General features: G+C 46.6%; 14 protein-coding genes and 1 pseudogene. 10 read left to right on the forward strand and 5 right to left on the reverse strand.

Annotation, left to right across the window (positions count from 1 at the left end):
* Nucleotides 1-165: 165 nt before the first annotated feature.
* Nucleotides 166-792: a 50S ribosomal protein L25/general stress protein Ctc gene (locus MTBPR1_RS04035; RefSeq protein ID WP_069186286.1), complete on the forward strand. Its 627-nt coding sequence runs from the start codon at nt 166-168 to the stop codon at nt 790-792.
* Nucleotides 793-804: 12 nt separating this feature from the next.
* Complete coding sequence (gene pth, locus MTBPR1_RS04040) at nt 805-1,488, forward strand: aminoacyl-tRNA hydrolase (RefSeq protein WP_069186287.1); 684 nt, start codon at nt 805-807, stop codon at nt 1,486-1,488.
* 12 nt (nt 1,489-1,500) lie between these two features.
* Here the strand turns inward: pth and MTBPR1_RS04045 are convergent, their stop codons facing one another.
* Nucleotides 1,501-2,238, reverse strand: coding sequence for a substrate-binding periplasmic protein (locus MTBPR1_RS04045; RefSeq protein ID WP_083222877.1), 738 nt, complete (start codon nt 2,236-2,238; stop codon nt 1,501-1,503).
* A 164-nt stretch (nt 2,239-2,402) separates the two neighbouring features.
* On the opposite strand from MTBPR1_RS04045, the gene ychF reads away from it, so the two are divergent.
* Nucleotides 2,403-3,506, forward strand: coding sequence for a redox-regulated ATPase YchF (ychF, locus tag MTBPR1_RS04050; protein WP_069186289.1), 1,104 nt, complete (start codon nt 2,403-2,405; stop codon nt 3,504-3,506).
* Between the two features lie 424 nt (nt 3,507-3,930).
* A complete protein-coding gene (gene acnB / locus MTBPR1_RS04055; protein WP_069186290.1) occupies nt 3,931-6,516 on the forward strand; it encodes a bifunctional aconitate hydratase 2/2-methylisocitrate dehydratase in 2,586 nt (861 codons plus the stop codon).
* A gap of 70 nt (nt 6,517-6,586) precedes the next feature.
* Here the strand turns inward: acnB and MTBPR1_RS04060 are convergent, their stop codons facing one another.
* The 4 genes from MTBPR1_RS04060 to MTBPR1_RS04075 all read right to left on the reverse strand — a co-directional run bounded on the left by MTBPR1_RS04060 (nt 6,587) and on the right by MTBPR1_RS04075 (nt 11,340).
* Entirely contained in the window at nt 6,587-7,072 is a 486-nt protein-coding gene (locus MTBPR1_RS04060) for a CZB domain-containing protein (protein ID WP_069186291.1), read from the reverse strand.
* 39 nt (nt 7,073-7,111) lie between these two features.
* Nucleotides 7,112-8,275 (reverse strand): globin-coupled sensor protein, encoded by a 1,164-nt coding sequence (locus tag MTBPR1_RS04065; protein ID WP_069186292.1) that lies wholly within the window; start codon nt 8,273-8,275, stop codon nt 7,112-7,114.
* A gap of 222 nt (nt 8,276-8,497) precedes the next feature.
* A complete protein-coding gene (locus MTBPR1_RS04070) occupies nt 8,498-9,220 on the reverse strand; it encodes a response regulator (RefSeq protein WP_069186293.1) in 723 nt (240 codons plus the stop codon).
* An 80-nt stretch (nt 9,221-9,300) separates the two neighbouring features.
* Nucleotides 9,301-11,340 carry a PAS-domain containing protein gene (locus MTBPR1_RS04075; RefSeq protein WP_165602610.1) on the reverse strand — a complete coding sequence of 680 codons (2,040 nt, stop codon included), beginning with the start codon at nt 11,338-11,340 and terminating at the stop codon, nt 9,301-9,303.
* A gap of 269 nt (nt 11,341-11,609) precedes the next feature.
* Between MTBPR1_RS04075 and MTBPR1_RS04080 the strand changes: the two are divergent.
* The 6 genes and pseudogenes from MTBPR1_RS04080 to MTBPR1_RS04105 all read left to right on the forward strand — a co-directional run bounded on the left by MTBPR1_RS04080 (nt 11,610) and on the right by MTBPR1_RS04105 (nt 18,709).
* Nucleotides 11,610-12,422: pseudogene (locus tag MTBPR1_RS04080) on the forward strand (ABC transporter ATP-binding protein).
* 1 nt (nt 12,423) lies between these two features.
* Nucleotides 12,424-14,361 (forward strand): long-chain fatty acid--CoA ligase, encoded by a 1,938-nt coding sequence (locus tag MTBPR1_RS04085; RefSeq protein ID WP_069186294.1) that lies wholly within the window; start codon nt 12,424-12,426, stop codon nt 14,359-14,361.
* A 14-nt stretch (nt 14,362-14,375) separates the two neighbouring features.
* Nucleotides 14,376-15,269: a branched-chain amino acid ABC transporter permease gene (locus MTBPR1_RS04090; RefSeq protein WP_069186295.1), complete on the forward strand. Its 894-nt coding sequence runs from the start codon at nt 14,376-14,378 to the stop codon at nt 15,267-15,269.
* A gap of 4 nt (nt 15,270-15,273) precedes the next feature.
* The gene (locus MTBPR1_RS04095; RefSeq protein ID WP_069186296.1) at nt 15,274-16,362 is read left to right on the forward strand and encodes a branched-chain amino acid ABC transporter permease; all 1,089 of its coding nucleotides are present in this window, start codon (nt 15,274-15,276) and stop codon (nt 16,360-16,362) included.
* A gap of 99 nt (nt 16,363-16,461) precedes the next feature.
* Nucleotides 16,462-17,736 (forward strand): ABC transporter substrate-binding protein, encoded by a 1,275-nt coding sequence (locus MTBPR1_RS04100; RefSeq protein WP_069186297.1) that lies wholly within the window; start codon nt 16,462-16,464, stop codon nt 17,734-17,736.
* 145 nt (nt 17,737-17,881) lie between these two features.
* Nucleotides 17,882-18,709 carry an ABC transporter ATP-binding protein gene (locus MTBPR1_RS04105; RefSeq protein ID WP_069186298.1) on the forward strand — a complete coding sequence of 276 codons (828 nt, stop codon included), beginning with the start codon at nt 17,882-17,884 and terminating at the stop codon, nt 18,707-18,709.
* Nucleotides 18,710-18,743 lie beyond the last annotated feature (34 nt).

Consider the following 18,743-nt stretch of genomic DNA (forward strand, 5'->3'; position numbering starts at 1 on the left):
AGTCCACGGAGACTGGATTAACTCCAGTATGACGCGGGATTTACGTGAAATAAGCTTTGTCCATTGACTCGTTTGGGGAATTCTTGTATCACGCGCGTCTTGAGTTGTGGAGCACCCCTGGAGGCTCCATGCATTATATCTATAGAGAATTTTAAGGAAACAGCTATGAGCTATGTTCTAACTGCACAAAAGCGTGAGACAGCCGGCAAGGGGGCAGCCCGCGCAATCCGTCGTGAAGGTCTCGTACCTGGCGTTGTATACGGCGACAAAAAAGACCCTGTAAGCATCTCCATCGATCCAAAAGAATTGTGGATTCAACTGCACACTGGTCAGACTTTCTTTGCTTCTACTGGTGAAATCGCCATTGGTAAGTCAAAAGAAACCGTTATCTGCCGTGACGTTCAGTTCCACCCTGTAACGGACCAACCTTTGCACGCTGACTTCCTGCGTCTGGGTAAAGGTGCGAAGATCGTTGTTGCGATCCCAGTTAACTTCATTAACGAAGATGCTTCTGAAGGTCTGAAACGCGGCGGCGTCTTGAACGTTGTTCGTCACGAGATCGAAGCCATCGTTCCTGCAAGCTCTATTCCTGAAGCGATCGTTGTTGACCTGTCCGGTACAAATATTGGTGATTCTATTCACGTTTCTGCGATTACGCTGCCAAAAGGCGTTGAGCCGTCAATTACTGATCGTGACTTCACAATCTGTTCTATCGCGGCACCATCATCTGGTGAGAAAGCGGCTGTAGAGACAGAAGAAGAAGGTGACGAAGAAGAAGCTGCTGAAGAGTAAGGTTCTTTGACGATGATTTTGTTGGTCGGATTAGGTAACCCCGGTGGGAAATATGCCAAAAACCGACACAACATCGGGTTTATGGCGCTGGACACGATTGTCCGGCGCCATTGCTTTGGACCCTGGCGTACCAAATTCCAAGGCCAAATGTGTGAAGGCACCATTGATGGTGTTAAAGTTCTGGCCCTCATGCCGGAAACTTTTATGAACGAGTCCGGTCGTTCCATTGGCGCAGCGGCGCGTTTTTATAAAATTGATCCTGAAAATATCATTGTGATGCATGATGAGCTTGATCTGGCTTTTACAAAAATTAAAGTCAAGACAGGTGGTGGTCATGGGGGGCACAATGGGTTGCGCAGCACCGATGCCCATATGGGTAAAAACTATAAGCGCGTGCGTTTAGGGATCGGTCATCCCGGCTCTAAAGAAAAAGTCCACAGCCACGTGCTAGGGGATTTTGCCAAGGCAGAAGTGCCTGAGCTTGATAAAATGCTCGATACGGTCTGTCAGCATATTGGTTTGATTGCCAATGGGGAGGATACGGACTTTATGAACCGTTATGCCCTTGATATGCGCCCACAGCGCCCCAATAAGGCCAAGCCGAAAGAGAAAACCGTGCAGGCCAAAGAAAAGCCTGCCCCCTCAGCCTCAGATGAGGCTAACCCTTTTGCGGTTTTGCAAAAGCTTAAAGATTAAACCGAGCGATCTTTAATATCCGTATTTCTTGAGAACACGCTCTAACTGACCATTTTCCTGTATTTCGCGAATGGCAGTATTGAAGAATTCTAGCTGCTGTTTAGATGCATTTTTAAACATGAAAAAGCGCTTATAGCTCTGGTGTGGGCGTTTTGAAAAATGAACCCGGTCCTGCCATCCATTGGTTTGAACCTGATGATAGGCGAGCACATAAGGCACCACAGCCATGCGGGCGTTTTTCTGGGCGACCTTTTCAACCAAGGTTTTAATCGTTGGCACATCTAGGCGCAGGGCCTTGTTTTTATTGACAAGATCATCAAGAAAATGGATGCGATATCCGCTGGGCACAGCAACTGTTTGATTGAGAAACGACTGATAGCCTTTAAACTCAACAGGATCGCTTGGATGAGACAGGAGCGCGTTGGAGTCCGCATATAGCGGGATGCTCCATTGGTATTTCTGTCGATTACTATCTCCAAACCAAACCGGATTCACCAAAGGAATGATAAATGGCCTTTGAATATTGCTGATGAGTTTATTGAGAAGCGGGCGCGAAACAACTTTATATTTGAAATCCATCTCCTCAATATGCTTATCAAGGAGCGACATGACTTCTTTCACCAGCCCGAATTCATTAGAATAATGAAAAGGCGGTGAATCATAATAGCTTAACACGTCTACCTTCGATGCCTGTACAGGCGCGGCAAACAAAAGGCAAAGCGTAGATAAAAGGTACGCGAGTCGTTTCATAAAGTTTCTCGATTTTTATTATCGTCTATTTTTACACTCTTGATTGAATATGAAAAGGATAAATTCATAAAAGGAGGATAGACGCTCATGTGATCACTTGACCTTTGGCTCGCATAAGGGTATGCGCATGCACAAGGTTTTTAATTTTTGCTGGAAGTAGTCTTATGGGTTTTAACTGCGGTATCGTCGGCCTGCCAAATGTGGGTAAATCAACTTTGTTCAATGCGCTGACCTCAACGGCAGCGGCAGAAGCGGCAAACTTCCCGTTTTGTACGATTGAGCCTAACACAGGCCGTGTGGGTGTGCCCGATGATCGTTTAGATAAATTGGCTGATATTGCCGGTTCGGCAAAGATTATCCCCACCCAGTTGGAATTTGTTGATATTGCCGGTTTGGTGCGTGGGGCTTCAAAAGGGGAAGGTCTGGGTAACCAGTTTTTGGCAAATATTCGCGAAGTGGATGCCATCATCCATGTGCTGCGTTGTTTTGAAGATGAAAACATCACCCATGTTGATGACAGTATTGACCCGATCCGCGATGCTGAAACCGTTGAAACGGAATTGATGCTGGCAGACCTTGAAAGCCTTGAAAAACGCGAACAGGCCTTGGTCAAAAAAGCCCGTGGCAATGATAAAGAAGCTGCTGCGACCTTAAAAATTGTTGAGCGTTGCCTTGAAGTGTTGCGCGAAGGCCAGCCTGCACGTGTTGTAGAGCGCCGTGATGAAGATGAAGAAAAATTCTTCCAAATGTTGCAGCTTTTAACCTCAAAGCCGGTTCTTTATGTCTGTAACGTTGAAGAAGATAGCGCCTCTGAAGGCAATTCCATTTCTGCCAAGGTGTTTGAAAAAGCAGCGGCTGAAAATGCCCGCGCGGTTGTGATTTCTGCTCAGATCGAAGAAGAAGTCTCCAAACTTGATAGTGAAGAAGACAAAGCAGAGTTTCTGGAAAGCTTAGGTCTGGAAGAAACGGGCCTCGCGCGTATCATTCGTGAAGGCTACAAGCTGCTTGATCTTTTGACCTTCTTTACGGTTGGCCCAAAAGAAGCGCGCGCTTGGACGGTGTTGGTGGGCTCAAAAGCACCGCAAGCCGCAGGTGTCATTCATACGGATTTTGAGCGTGGCTTCATTAAGGCGGAAACCATCGCCTATGAAGATTATATCGAGTTCGACGGTGAAAATGGGGCCAAAGAAAACGGTAAAATGCGTCAAGAAGGTAAGGAATATATCACCAAAGACGGTGATGTTTTCCACTTCCGCTTTAATGTGTAAGTCTAAAAAGACATTTTGACGACGCAAAAGGGCTCTTGTGAAAACGAGGGCTCTTTTTTTGTCGAATCCCCTGTTTTGCAATCCCATAAAAAATGAAGGGGATTGCTTTCCTTGAAGTTTTTAAGAATAATTCTTATCTATGTAACAGCGTGAAGACATGGTTTTTTGGCCCAAAGAGCGCGTTGAAATGGCAGCTAAGGCTCTGAGCTGTCAGACTCTTTATAAACTATAATTCCCATAGTCATTTTAGTGACATTGCATGGTAATACCAGACTCCTGTATTTCTGCGACTTTTCAAGGGTTTAGAGGCTGGACATTTGCATAAAGTTGTGGTGTATATAGCCCACGTTATTTTACGAGATATCCGAATAAAAACAAAATCGGCTATCTCTTTATTCACTCTTGCATGAGCGGAGGAAGTTAAGTGCTAGAAGAATATCGCAAACATGTCGAAGAGCGTGCTGCTCTCGGTATCCCACCCCTGCCATTGTCAGTTGAACAAACTGCGGCGCTTGTTGAACTGTTGAAAAACCCACCGGCTGGTGAAGAAGACACACTTGTTGAGCTTCTGACAAACCGTGTTCCGGCTGGTGTTGATGATGCAGCGCGCGTTAAAGCGGGCTTCCTTGCACAAGTTGCAAAAGGCGAAGTCGCTTGTTCATTGATTTCCAACGTGAAAGCAACTGAACTTCTTGGTACCATGCTTGGTGGTTTCAACATTGAGCCGATGATCGAGTTGATCGATGATGCTGAAGTTGGTGAAACTGCTGCTGAAGGCCTGAAGAAAACTCTGTTGGTGTTTGATTACTTCTTCGACATCAAAGAGCGCGCTGAAAAAGGTTCTGCAAACGCCAAAGCAGTTATGCAGTCTTGGGCGGACGCTGAGTGGTTTACATCACGCGACGAAGTTGCTGAGAGCATGACATTGACTGTCTTCAAAGTAACTGGCGAAACAAACACAGATGACCTGTCACCTGCACCGGACGCCTTTACACGTCCTGACATTCCAATGCACGCATTGGCCATGTTGAAAAACGCACGTGATGGCATCACACCTGAAGAAAACGGTGTGCGCGGTCCGGTTAAGTTCATCCAAGACCTGAAAGAAAAAGGTAACTTGGTTGCTTATGTTGGTGACGTTGTTGGTACGGGTTCTTCTCGTAAGTCTGCAACAAACTCTGTTCTTTGGTGGACAGGCGAAGACATTCCATTCGTACCAAACAAACGTTTTGGCGGTGTATGTCTTGGTTCTAAAATCGCACCGATCTTCTATAACACAATGGAAGATTCTGGCGCGCTACCGATTGAGCTGGATTGTACTAACTTTGATATGGGTGACGAAATCGAACTTCGCCCTTACGAAGGTAAAGCACTGAAGAACGGCGAAGTCGTTTCTGAATTTACTGTAAAATCAGACGTGATCTTTGATGAAGTTCGCGCTGGTGGCCGTATTAACCTGATCATCGGTCGTGGTTTGACAGCTCGTGCACGTGAAGCACTGGGTCTGGCGGCATCTGATCTGTTCCGCGTTCCTGCTGAGCCGGAAGATACAGGTAAAGGCTATACGCTTGCACAGAAAATGGTTGGTAAAGCCTGTGGTCTTGATGAAGGCAAAGGCATTCGTCCGGGCACATATTGTGAGCCTAAGATGACAACTGTTGGCTCGCAAGATACAACAGGTCCAATGACACGTGATGAGCTGAAAGATTTGGCTTGTCTTGGTTTCTCTGCTGACTTGGTGATGCAGTCTTTCTGTCACACATCTGCTTATCCTAAGCTTGCTGATGTGAACACACACCAGACTCTGCCTGATTTCATTGAAACACGTGGTGGTGTAGCGCTTCGTCCAATGGATGGTGTTATTCACTCTTGGTTGAACCGTCTTTTGTTGCCAGATACAGTTGGTACAGGTGGTGATTCACACACACGTTTCCCACTGGGTATCTCTTTCCCTGCTGGTTCTGGCCTCGTGGCCTTTGGTGCTGCAACAGGTGTTATGCCGTTGGATATGCCTGAATCAGTTTTGGTTAAATTCTCTGGTGAGCTGCAAGAAGGCATCACATTGCGTGATATGGTTAACGCCATTCCTTACTACGCAATCAAACAAGGCCTGCTGACAGTAGAAAAAGCCGGTAAGATTAACGTCTTCTCTGGTAAAATCCTTGAGATTGAAGGCCTGCCTGACCTGAAGGTTGAGCAAGCGTTCGAACTTTCTGATAGTGCGGCTGAGCGTTCTGCAGCGGCTTGTACCGTTCATCTGAACGAAGAGCCAATCATCGAATATATGCGTTCTAACATCACCATGATGAAATGGATGATCGCAGAAGGTTATGATGATGCACGTACGCTGAAGCGCCGTATCACAGCTATGGAAGAGTTCATTGCGAACCCAAGCCTGATGAAGCGTGACGACGATGCAGAATATGCTGCCGTTATCGAAATTAACATGAACGAAATCACTGAGCCGCTTGTAGCCTGTCCAAACGATCCAGACGATGTGAAAACATTGGCTGACGTTGCTGGCACAGCAATCGACGAAGTCTTTGTTGGTTCTTGTATGACAAATATCGGTCACTTCCGTGCGGCTGGTACAGTTCTTGACGGTCTGTCTGATCTTCCAACACGTTTGTGGGTTGCCCCACCAACGAAGATGGATGCAGCAATCCTGACAGAAGAAGGCTATTACTCAATTCTCGGTAAAACGGGCGCGCGTATGGAAACACCTGGTTGTTCACTCTGTATGGGTAACCAAGCGCAAATCCGTAAAGGGTCAACTGCGATGTCAACTTCAACACGTAACTTCCCGAACCGTTTGGGTATTGATACCCTCGTTTACTTGGGTTCTGCTGAATTGGCTGCGGTTTGCGCCATGACAGGTAAGATCCCAACAAATGAAGAGTATCAAGCTAAAGTGAAGCCTTTGGAATCTCAGGCTGACGAAGTATATCGTTACATGAACTTTGATCAGATCCCTGCTTTTGTTGAAAAAGCAGCGACAGTTGAAGTTTAAGCTTTAAGCTGACACAAAAAAGCCCCGTCGGAGAGATCCGGCGGGGCTTTTTGTTTGTGCGAATTATAGCCTAGACGATACCTTGAGCCAGCATTTCATCGCTGAGCTCTTCCAGCAGATCAAGCACGTCATGGGCGGCGTGGTTGAGGATATCTAATTCACGCATGGCTTGGTCATGGTCATGGTTGGCAACGGCTTGTAATACGGCCTTACCATGGTCATGGACACGCGCATGAGGGGCTTCAAGATCGCGATAGACCTTCATATTTTTCACCACTTCACTTTGGATGGAATAATACCATTTCCCAAGGCGACAGTTGGTATGGGTGGATAGCTCTTCTGGCTTGACGCTAACACGGCCAAGGGCCGCATCAGTCACATGTTTTCTAAATTTAATGTGATCAAGACGGGCAACTTCCACCAAGGCACGGTCTGATTCAACCTTGGCCCAATCTTCCACCCGGTTGTTGATGAGAGTGTTGGATTTATCAACAGCGCTGAAAACCTCATCGACTTTATCTTTATTGCGCGAGCTCATTTCAGCAACTTGGGACACATTGGAAGAAATCTCGCTGGTGGCAGCGGTTTGCTGGCTCTAAATGGTAGAGACCTCAGCCATTTTTCCGGTCAGGGCGCGGATTTGCTCACCAATGGCATTAATTTCTTGTCCGGTCTCGTTAATGATGGATTGGCCCTCATCAACGGCTCTGCCCCCAACTTGCATGGAATCGACAATGCGATCAATATCAGAGCCCAGTGTCTGAACTTGAGCGCGGATGTTTTCTGTTTCACGCGCGGTTTGGTTGGCAAGGTTTTTCACCTCGCTGGCAACCACGGCAAAGCCTTTTCCGGCTTCACCTGCACGTGCAGACTCGATTGTGGCGTTTAGGGCAAGCAGGTTGGTTTGTGAGGCAATATCGTCAATGGCTTTAACAATATCATTAATACTGTAAAAGGCCTGTTGCAATTCACCGACTTCGCTGCCAGCCGTTGCTACAGTTGTGGAAATTTCCGTCATGGTGGAAACCGCGCTGTTTGCCGCACTTACACCTGCTGTTGCAGTATCTTCAACCACATGGGCATCGTTTGAGGCCCCTTCGGTATTGCGCGCAATCTCACCAACAGAAGCCACCAGTTCTTCAACGGCTGAGGCAATTTCCTGGCTTTGCTCGCGCAAGTGATTAAGGTCATTTGACAGCTCGGCAATGGTGATCATCGCCTCATTGGTCTCACTGGCGATATTAACGATGACCCGCAGGTTTTGCAGCGCATTATCGCGCATATCATCTGCGTTCTGGCTATCCACATAAGAGGTCAGGGCTTGGGAAAGATCAAGCAGGGATACCTTGATGAGAGAGCTGACATGATCGGCCATTTGTTGAGGGCGCATACGTTCTTTTGTCATCAGGTCTGAGACAATGTTTGAAATCATATGAGCATAGGCACCGATATAGTTTTCCATATCGATGTTATTGTCATTATGGATTTTACCGATTTGCTGGGCCCGTCTGAAAAAACCCTCATCAATGCGCCCATTGACCATTTCTTGCCAATATTGGCTTTGATAGCTTGCGCGCTCTTCAATGGTGCGGTCATTGAGCAGGGAAGCCGACATGGGATGTTTGGTAATATGCTGATAAAGGGTGGTGGAGGCTTTAGTCAGGTGAGGATCGATTTTTTGTTTCAGGTTGCTTAAATTGGCTTTGTCCTGAGATGTAATCTGAAAAAAATCAATCAGTTGCGACGTATCATCTTGCATTACCCAGATTCCTTTTCCGGTTGTCATATGCGGTCATTAATCGACGTGTTATGAGCTTGGAATAAGGCAGAAATGTGTAATTATCAAGTTTATCTAATATGTAAAATGGTCGCTAAAATTTTATGAAATATTGGCGGTTTTACCTCTTATTTATCATAAGAAGGATATGCACAATAAGCTGTTGAAAAGATGTATGAAAAATATTTCATACTTTTGCGACTATTAGCTAACAGTTACATTTGGTGTAAAGATATACCCGGCACCATATACGGTCTTAATCATGGTGGGGTCTTTGGGATCAAGCTCGATTTTTTGTCGCAAGTGCCCAATATGGACATCAATGGAGCGATCAAAGGGTGAAGATTCGCGCCCCCTTGCTAAATCGAGCAATTGATCACGCGATAAAACCCGGTTTGGATGGCTGGCAAGGGCGCATAAAAGATCAAATTGCGCCGCTGTTAGGGGAGACTCATTACCTTCAGGGTCAATCAGCTTGCGTGCCATGCGATCAAGGGTCCAACCTGCAAAGCGCATTTCAGAAATATCATCGCCTTTGGGCTCATTTTGGATATTACCTTTAGCACGGCGCAAGACACTGCGCACACGTGCGCGCAATTCACGGGGCTCAAACGGTTTGGAGATATAATCATCGGCACCTAATTCAAGGCCAATGACCATATCGGCAGTTTCGCCCATACCTGTGAGGATAATCACAGGAATATGATTTTCAGTGCGGATTTCGCGCAACAAATCGAGGCCATCTTCACCTTGGAGCATCAGGTCAAGCACGACCATATCCACATCACCTTTGGCAAGGGCGGTTTTCATTTCTGCACCACTAGAGGCAGAGCTTGCGCGAAAACCTACACCGGTGAGGCAGCGCTCCACCAGCGAACAGATATGTGGTTCGTCATCGACAACCAGAATGTGGCCCGTATCCGTCATTCAAATCCCTGTTCATTTTGTTATTAATAAAATTTTACCTGAAGTTAGCTGTTGTTGGAAGCTGAAAAAACCATTTTTCTTCAAGGGTTTCTATCCAAGGCCTTGCGCACCCGATTGGCAAGCTCCAAACGCTCAAACGGTTTGGCGATGAGATCAATTTCTTTTTGGTTCTGTCCGGTCTGATCCATTACCTTATCAGGATAACCTGACATGAAGAGAACGGGGATATGGGGCAGGGTTTCTTTGATCTGTTCCATCATCTCAATCCCGTTTAAGCCGCCGGGCATTTCAATGTCAGAGAAAATCAGATCAAACTGTTGATCTATCTCTAAAATGCCAATGGCTTCATGACCATCACTAACGGCAATAACTTCATAGCCAAGGCGGCGCAGGCTGCTGGTGGTAAAACCACGCACGCCCGGGTCATCTTCTACCAGCAAGATACGTTCGCTACCTTGTGGAATTTTACCTGTGCGCACCTGTGGGGCGTCAATAGCCTGTTCTTCTTTGCTGCGCGGTAAGACAATGCGAAAACGCGTGCCTTCGCCCATTTGGCTGTCTACTTGCAGATGGCCTTGGGACTGGCGCACAAAGCCATAGATCATGGAAAGCCCAAGCCCACTGTTTGGGCCTTTTTCTTTGGTGGTGAAAAACGGCTCAAAGATACGTTCCATAATTTCAGGGGGCATACCTGTGCCGTTATCGGCAACTGAAATCACCACATAATCACCCGGGGTCACATCCACATTGCGATCGGAAAAGACGCTTTTAAGTGTGACATTTTCCGCAAAAATACTGACCTTTCCCACCCCTTGCATGGCATCGCGCGCATTGATACAGAGATTAAGGATAGAATTTTCAAACTGGTGGGGATCAATGAGAACAGGCCAGACATTCTTGTTAATATGCAGGCTGAGCTCAACTTGAGAGCCGACCCCGCGCTGTAAAATATCACGCATGCCCAAGACCAATTTGCGCGGATCGCTTAAATGGGGCTTTAAAGGTTGGCGCCTTGCAAAGGCAAGCAGTTGTTTGACCAGCTCACCACCACGGCGCGCCGCATCAAGAGCGGGGTTGATCATTTCCTGCATGGCAGGATCATCTTCGCCATCTTCTTGTAAGACAGAAAGGTTACCAATGATGATGGTCAGTAAATTGTTAAAATCATGGGACAGCCCACCCGTAAGCTGGCCGATGGCTTCCATTTTCTGGGCTTGGCGGAATTTAAATTCTGCGGTGCGCACATCTGTGACGTCTTGACCGAGAACAAAATAGCCCCAGACCTCACCTTCCTCACTGATATGGGGAATGTAAGACACAAGCGCGTGAATTTCGCGCCCATCAGTGAGTTGTAAAACAAATTCACGCGAGGCTTCTTCGCCATTCAGGGCTGCGCGAATGCAGGATTTTTGGTCATGATAAATACGCTCACCCAAAACTTCGCGGGCCGTGCGCCCGATAAGTTGTTTAGGCTTATGACCAAACCAGTCTTCATATTGTTTATTGGCAAAGGTATAGATCTGGTCTTTATTGACATAGCCAATGAGGGCGGGAACCGTATCGGCAATCAGGCGGATTTGCTCTTCTGAAATCTTAAGGGCATCAAGGGCGTTTTTAAGCTCGGCTGTGCGTTTTTGAACGCGGGCTTCAAGCTCGTCATTGGCTTGTCTGAGTGCGCGCTCAGCTGTTTTGCGCTCCGTAATATCTTTATAAACGGTGACGAACCCGCCGCCGGGCATGGGGTTGCCGCGCACTTCAAGGATCATGCCGTTGGGGCGTTCGCGCTCCATGGTATGGGGCAGGAACTTGCGGGCTTCAGCGACCGTATCGGCGATAATATCTTCAACGGGAAACTGTCCATATTCGCCGCGCTCTGCATTATAGCGGATGAAAATTTCAAAAGGCGCACCAAAATAGCCAAATTGATCGATGGGAAAATCAGTTAATTCAAAGAATTTAGAATTCCATGCCACCAGTTTAAGATTGGCATCAAAGATAGAAAAGCCGTCATCAAGATGTTCAAGGCCTGTTTGCACAAAAGCCCACTGCTGGGCGTCAAGCGATGGCCCATCAAGGGGGATACCCCCTTTTTTATCCAGTATTTTAAACGTCTTTCCCATAACCATACCTGTTTGTAACCTATAAAGAGGCTAGCGAAAAGAGCGCATCGCTGGGGCAACTTTACATTCCTTTACAATGTTTATCGGCTTCTTGAATGTCTCTGCATTGGCCCTTCACAGTTATGGTCTACTCTGCCTACAGTCAAAACAGACGTTTACGTAAACGTAAGGTATTTTGTTTCATTGGAAACGGATTGATGTTACGTTGACGTAAACGACAACTAGTAGGGTCTTTAATATAAAAGGCCGATCTGACGGGGAGAAAAAAGATGACAGGGCAAAATACGCCCATTTTGGAAGTCGATGACATTTCATTGCGTTTTGGCGGTGTGCGCGCGCTTAGCAATGTCAGCTTCAATGTGAAAAAAGGTGAACTGTTTTCCATCATCGGACCAAACGGTGCGGGGAAAACATCACTTTTGAACTGTGTCTCTGGCCGCTATTCGCCGCAAGAAGGCTCAATTAAATTCAATGGCAAAGAAGTCACAAAGATGACTCCGAACCACCGTGCTGAATTAGGTATGGGCCGTACGTTTCAGAACTTGGCGCTTTTTGCGCATATGAATGTTTTGGATAACATTATGGTTGGTCGTCACCACTTGATGAAAAATAATTTCCTCACAGGTGGCATGTATTGGTTTGGCGGTGCGCAAAAAGAAGAATTGATCCACCGTCGCGAAGCTTAAGACATTATCGACTTTTTGGAAATCTCCCATATTCGCAAAAGCGTAGCCGGTACGCTTTCTTATGGTCTGCGCAAACGCGTAGAGCTCGCCCGTGCGGTTGCACTTCGTCCTGACCTCCTTTTGCTTGATGAGCCAATGGCGGGGATGAACCTTGAAGAGAAAGAAGATATGGCGCGCTATATCTGTGATCTCAACGAGGAATGGGGCATGACGGTTGTCATGATTGAGCATGACATGGGTGTTGTCATGGATATTTCCGAGCGTGTGATGGTGTTGGATTTCGGTAAGAATATTGCTGAAGGCCTGCCTGATGAAATCATGAGTAACGAATACGTTAAACGCGCTTATTTGGGTGTTGACGAAGAAGATGAAGAATCTGCGGGCGAGGTAGCTTAAGATGAGCAGTACTTATTGCGACATTAAAGTGCATGATACTTTTCCAAAGATCTTGCGCCATAATGCACAAAACTGGCCGAATGAAGTCGCGATGCGCGAAAAAGAATTCGGTATCTGGAATGAATTTACATGGGCTGACTATCATGAAGAAGTGAAACTTCTTTCTGTTGGCATGCATGAATTGGGTTGCGGTAAGGGCGATACGGTCGGCCTGCTTGGTAAAAACCGCCCGGAATGGGTTTGGGGTGAGGTTGCTGCACAGGCAATCGGTTCCATGTCCATGGGTATTTATGAAGATTCATTGGGTCCAGAAGCGGCTTACCTGATCAACTATGCAGAAACGAAAATCGTGATTGCAGAAGATGAAGAACAGGTTGATAAGCTGCTGGAACTGGAAGATGTCACTTCTATCAAGCACATCATCTACTGTGACCCACGTGGCATGCGTAAATATGATGACCCACGCCTGATCGACCATGCGAAAATTAAAGAAATTGCACGTGAAGCCTTAGCTAAAAATCCAAACGCTTATGATGAGATGTTGGAAAAAGGCAAGCCGGATGATGTTTCCATTTTATGTACAACATCTGGGACCACGTCCAACCCGAAACTGATCATGTTGCAGTCTGGTCCTTTCTTGGAGCACTCGCTTTCTTACTTGAATGCCGATCCAAAGAAACCGGGCGATAACTATGTTTCTGTTTTGCCGCTGCCATGGATTATGGAGCAGGTTTATGTGGTGTCTCAGGCGTTGATCGCACGTGTTGTGGTGAACTTCGTTGAAGAACCAGAAACAATGATGGCTGACTTGCGCGAAATTGGCCCAAGCTTTGTTCTTCTTGCGCCGCGTGTGTGGGAAAATATCGCTGCTGACGTTCGTGCACGTATGATGGACTCCACCAAGTTTAAACAGAAAATGTTTGAATGGGGCATGAAGCTGGGTATGGAAGCTTTGGATCGTGGTGAGCGCTCTAAACTGGCTGACTTTATCTTGTTCCGCGCTTTGCGTGACCGTCTTGGCTTTACCAACCTGACATCTGCTGCCACAGGTGGTGCGGCGATGGGGCCTGATACATTCCGCTTCTTCCTTGCCATGGGTGTGCCGCTCAAACAGCTTTATGGTCAAACAGAAATGTCTGGCGCTTACACCATCCACAAAGGCAATGATATTGACTTTGATAGTGTAGGTGTACCGTTTGAAGATGTTGATCTGAAGATCATCAATGCGGACGAAGAAGGTGTCGGTGAAATCGTTTCTAAAACGCCGGGTATGTTCCTTGGTTACTATAAAAACGAAAAAGCCACACAAGAAGACGTTCGTGATGGCTGGATGCATACAGGTGATGCAGGTTACTTCAAGAAAGAGAACGGCCATCTGGTTGTGATTGACCGGATCAAAGATCTGGCTGAAACATCCACAGGTGTGCGCTACTCCCCACAATTTATTGAGAATAAACTGAAATTCTCACCATTTGTGGCTGAAGCTGTGATCCTTGGTAAAGACCGTCCAGACTTGGCTGCTTTGATTTGTATCCGTTTCTCCATCGTTTCAAAATGGTGTGAGCAAAAACAAATCGCGTTTACCAACTACACGAACATCTCTGCATTGCCGGAAGTTTATGCCGCTGTGAAAGATGAAATTACCAAGGTCAACGCCAGCTTGCCAGAAGCCCAACAAATTCAGAAATTTGTACTGCTTTATAAAGAACTGGATGCGGATGACGGCGAATTGACACGTACACGTAAAGTACGTCGTAACGTGGTTGCTGAGAAATACGAAGAAGTTATTGATGCGATCTATAACGGTGATGAGAAAGTTCACATCGATACCATGATTACGTTCCAGGATGGTTCGAAGTCACGCATCGTAACCGACCTTAAAGTGGAAACAATGAATACAGCTTCCGCAATTTCAACAAATAAAGCTGCGGCTGAATAAGGGAGACGATTGAAATGAACTGGGATCTACTTAGCCAGCTGCTATTGAACGGGCTGATCATTGGCTGCCTTTACGGCGTTGTCGCGATGTGTTTCGTTCTTATTTATAAATCCACACAAATTGTGAACTTTGCCCAAGGTGAATTCCTGCTGATCGGTGCATGGGTGTGCTGGTGGTTCTTAACCACATGGGAATTACCGTTTGTTATCGGCTTCCTCTTCACGCTGGCCTTTATGACGGTCTTTGGGATTATCCTACAAACAGTGGTGCTGCGCCCGATGATTGGCGAGCCGATCATTTCGGTGATCATGGTAACCATCGGTTTGAGCCTGTTTTTCCAAGCGGGTATGAAATGGATGTTCGGGGTTGATGTACAGCCTTTCCCACAAGTGTTTGAACAGGAAAATGTCGAGATCTTCGGCATGATGATCCAGACGGCCTATATCATGAGTTTGGTGATTTCACTCTTCATCATGGTCGGTTTTGCATGGTTCTTTAAATCTTCAAAACACGGTCTGGCCATGCGTGCAACAGCCTTTGACCAACAAGTGGCACAGTCACTGGGTATTTCGGTTAAGCATGTATTTGCCATGGCATGGGCGATCTCCGCTGTTGTATCTGCGGTCGCTGGTGTGGTTATCGGTATTGTAAACGGCGTCTCTGATACGCTGGCCTTTATCGGGATTAAAGTATTCCCGGCCGTTATCCTGGGTGGGCTTGACTCCATCATCGGTGCCATTGTCGGTGGCATCATCATCGGTCTGTTGGAAAACTTTGCAGAATATGCAGATGGTCAATGGTTCCAAGTCGGCAACCTTTACACAATCGCGCCGTTCTATGTGTTGGTTATCATCTTGATGATCAAACCATACGGTCTGTTTGGTACAAAAGATATTGAGCGAGTATAATTAGATGGCTGGTTATAACATGATGCGGTGCGGTGAATTCCGCACCACCTACGAGAAAGACACAACCATCTTTCCGACCCCTATGTCTAAAAAGTTTGCAATTTTGGGTGTGTTGCTTTGCATCGTAGCCCCTTTGCAAATCGGTGAATTTGAATTCGTCAGCGACTTTATGTTGTCTTTGATGATCCAGATTGGCTACATGTCAATTGGTGCACTTGGTCTTAATATTCTGGTTGGTTTTACAGGCCAGATTTCATTGGGGCACGCGGCATTCTTTGGTTTTGGTGCTTTTGCATCTGCGTGGATGAGTAACTCATTCTCAATTCCGGTTTTCTTCTCTATTCCATTGGCAGGTGTTCTGACAATGGCGGTAGGCATGATGTTCGGGATGCCCGCTGCGCGTATTAAAGGGCTTTACCTTGCCATCGCAACGCTTGCGTCACAGTTCATCTTGGAAGATTTCTTTGCCCGTGCAGAATGGTTTACAGGTGGTTCTGCTGGTGCACTTGCAAACCCATTTGAAATCTTTGGCTTAGTGCTTGATGGTGATCGCAGCTACTACTATGTGGTTCTCGCTTATATGGTGGTGATGTTCATCGTGGCGGCAAACCTGATGCGTTCACGCGATGGTCGTGCGTTTGTTGCCGTGCGTGATCACTATCTATCTGCAGAAGTCATGGGGATTAACCTGACATGGTATCGTGTTCTGTCTTTCGGCATTTCCTCGTTCTATGCAGGTATCGCCGGGGCACTTTACGCTCACTACTTACAATATGTATCTGTTGAAAGCTTCAACCTGCTTTTGTCGATCCAGTTTATCGGCATGATCATTATCGGTGGTCTTGGTAGCGTTATGGGCTCTTTGATGGGGACTATCTTCATGGTGTTGCTGCCAGAAATTATGCAGGGTGCTGCAGGTCTTGCAGCAGGCATTCCAGGTGTTGGTTCCAGCTTTATGGACGGCATCAACTTCTTAAAAGAAATGACGGTTGGTTTAGCAATTGTCCTGTTCCTTATGTTTGAACCGGACGGGCTGGCTCACCGCTGGCGGATGATTAAGGCTTATTGGAAGCTTTATCCATTCTCTTACTAATTCGAGTGAATTCGAAAAATGTGGGGCGATAAAAGCAATACTAAATGCCCCGGATCACCTCTTCAGGAAGGTAACTTTTAATTAAGGGAGACGCATTACATGCGCAAATTACTTACAGGCCTTTTGGCTACATCAACGGCAGTTGCTTTTGCCGGTTCTGCATTGGCTGCTGACAAGCTTCTTATTGCAAACTTGGCTGATCTGACAGGCCCAACAGCATCTGTATCAAAGCCTTTTACACAAGGTAAAAAAGATGCTGCTGCATATGTTAACGCTAATGGCGGTATTGCAGGTAAAATGGTTGAACTTGATACAGTTGATTATGGCTATAAAGCGCCACAAGCAATTGGTCAGTACAAAAAATGGAAGTCTGCTGGCGCAGTTGCTATCCAAGGTTGGGGTACGGCTGATACAGAAGCTCTCGTTGGCTTTGTTGGTCGCGACAAAATCCCATATTTCTCTGCTTCTTACTCAGCTCACTTGCAAGACCCAACTGGTAAATCCGAGCATGTGAAAAAAGGCGCACCTTACAACTTCTTCGCTGGCCCATCTTATTCTGATGGCGCACGTGCTGTAATCCAGTGGGCTGCGGCTGATGCGAAAGAAAAAGGCATTGCTAAGCCTAAGTTCGTATTCATGGGCGATAACCACCCCTACCCGAACGCTGCGAAAAAAGCGGCTCAAGGCTATGCAGCTGACCTTGGTTTCGAGGTTGGCAACAACATCGTGTACTCTATGAAAGCTGGTGACTTTAAAGCACAGTGTCTGACACTTAAAGAGTCTGGCGCTCAGTATGCTTACCTTGCAAACACGGGTGGTTCAGGCATTTCTTTGCTTAAATCATGTAAGTCTGTTGGTGCTGAAGTTCAGTTCATCACAAACGTTTGGGGTATGGACGAAAACGTAATGAAAGCTGCCGGTTCTGCAGCCAATGGCGTTGTCTTCCCAATGGGCGCTGCTGCCTTTAACGCAGACGTACCTGGCATGAAAATGGTTAAAGCGATTAACGCTGCTGGTTCTAACCAAGCACACCACAATGTTCACTATGTACGTGGCGTATGTTCATTCTTCTACATGAAAGAAGCAATGGAATGGGCTAATGCAAATGGTGGCATTAAAGGTCCAAACATCAAGGAAGGCATGTACCAGAAAAAAGACTGGATCCCTGCTGGCCTTGAAGGCGTATGCCCAGCTGGGACATGGACAAACACTGACCACCGCGGTCACATGGATGTTTATGTTTACCAAGCAAACGTAAAAGGTAACCCAGATCCATCTAAGTCTGTTCCAGAATTGCTGAAAGACGGCACAATTGGCATGACTAAACTGTTTGATGCGAAGCTCGAGCGTAAAGCTGAGTGGCTTGGCCTCTAAGGATCACCTTCCTGAGGCGTGTTGGGGACCCGATCAGACGAACGATTGGGCCTCCAGCCCCCTTCATTAAAAATTATTTATTTATCCATTTTTTAAAGAAACAATCCGCCCTTTTTTTCAGGGCACAGGGAAAAGGAAAATACCAATGGCAGAGGCAGCTTTAGCGCAAGAAAACGCAGACCTGATGCTAAGCGTAAACAACATCGAAGTTGTTTATAACGAGGTTATTTTGGTACTTCGCGGCGTGTCTTTGGATGTGCCAAAAGGAGCGCTTGTCACTTTGCTCGGTCCAAACGGTGCCGGTAAATCAACAACCTTGAAAGCCATCTCCGGTCTTTTGGGTACAGAAGACGGTGAAGTTACCCGTGGTGATGTGGTTTATAAAGGCCAAAACATTGCAAACGGAAGCCCAGACAAAACCGTAAAAGACGGTTTGTTTCAGGTGATGGAAGGTCGTCGTATCATTGAAGATATGACAGTGATCGAAAACCTGCGTCTTGGTGCATATACACGTACCGATAGCCAAAGCGAGATCAAGGCTGATATCGAAAAGGTTTTCCACTATTTCCCACGTCTTAAAGAACGCACAGGTCTTGCGGGCTACCTTTCTGGTGGTGAGCAGCAGATGCTGGCGATTGGTCGTGCGATTATGTCTAAGCCGGATATGATTTTGCTGGATGAGCCTTCAATGGGTCTGTCGCCGCTTTTGGTGAAAGAAGTGTTTGAAATCATCCGCACCTTGAATAAAGAACTCGGTATTACAATGCTGCTGGTTGAGCAAAACGCCAACATGGCCCTAAAACATTGTGATTACGGTTACATCATGGAGTCAGGCAAGGTCGTGCTTGATGGTACCCGTGAAGAGCTGCTGAGCAACGAAGATGTGAAAGAATTCTATCTTGGTGGCGGTGGTGAAGAACGTAAGTCGTTCAAAAACCTGAAATCTTACAAACGTCGTAAGCGTTGGTTGTAAGAAGTTTGAGCCAAAAAATAAAACAAGATTAAAG

Origin of the sequence: Candidatus Terasakiella magnetica, from assembly GCF_900093605.1 — a bacterium.
Taxonomy (GTDB): Bacteria; Pseudomonadota; Alphaproteobacteria; order Rhodospirillales; family Terasakiellaceae; genus Terasakiella; species Terasakiella magnetica.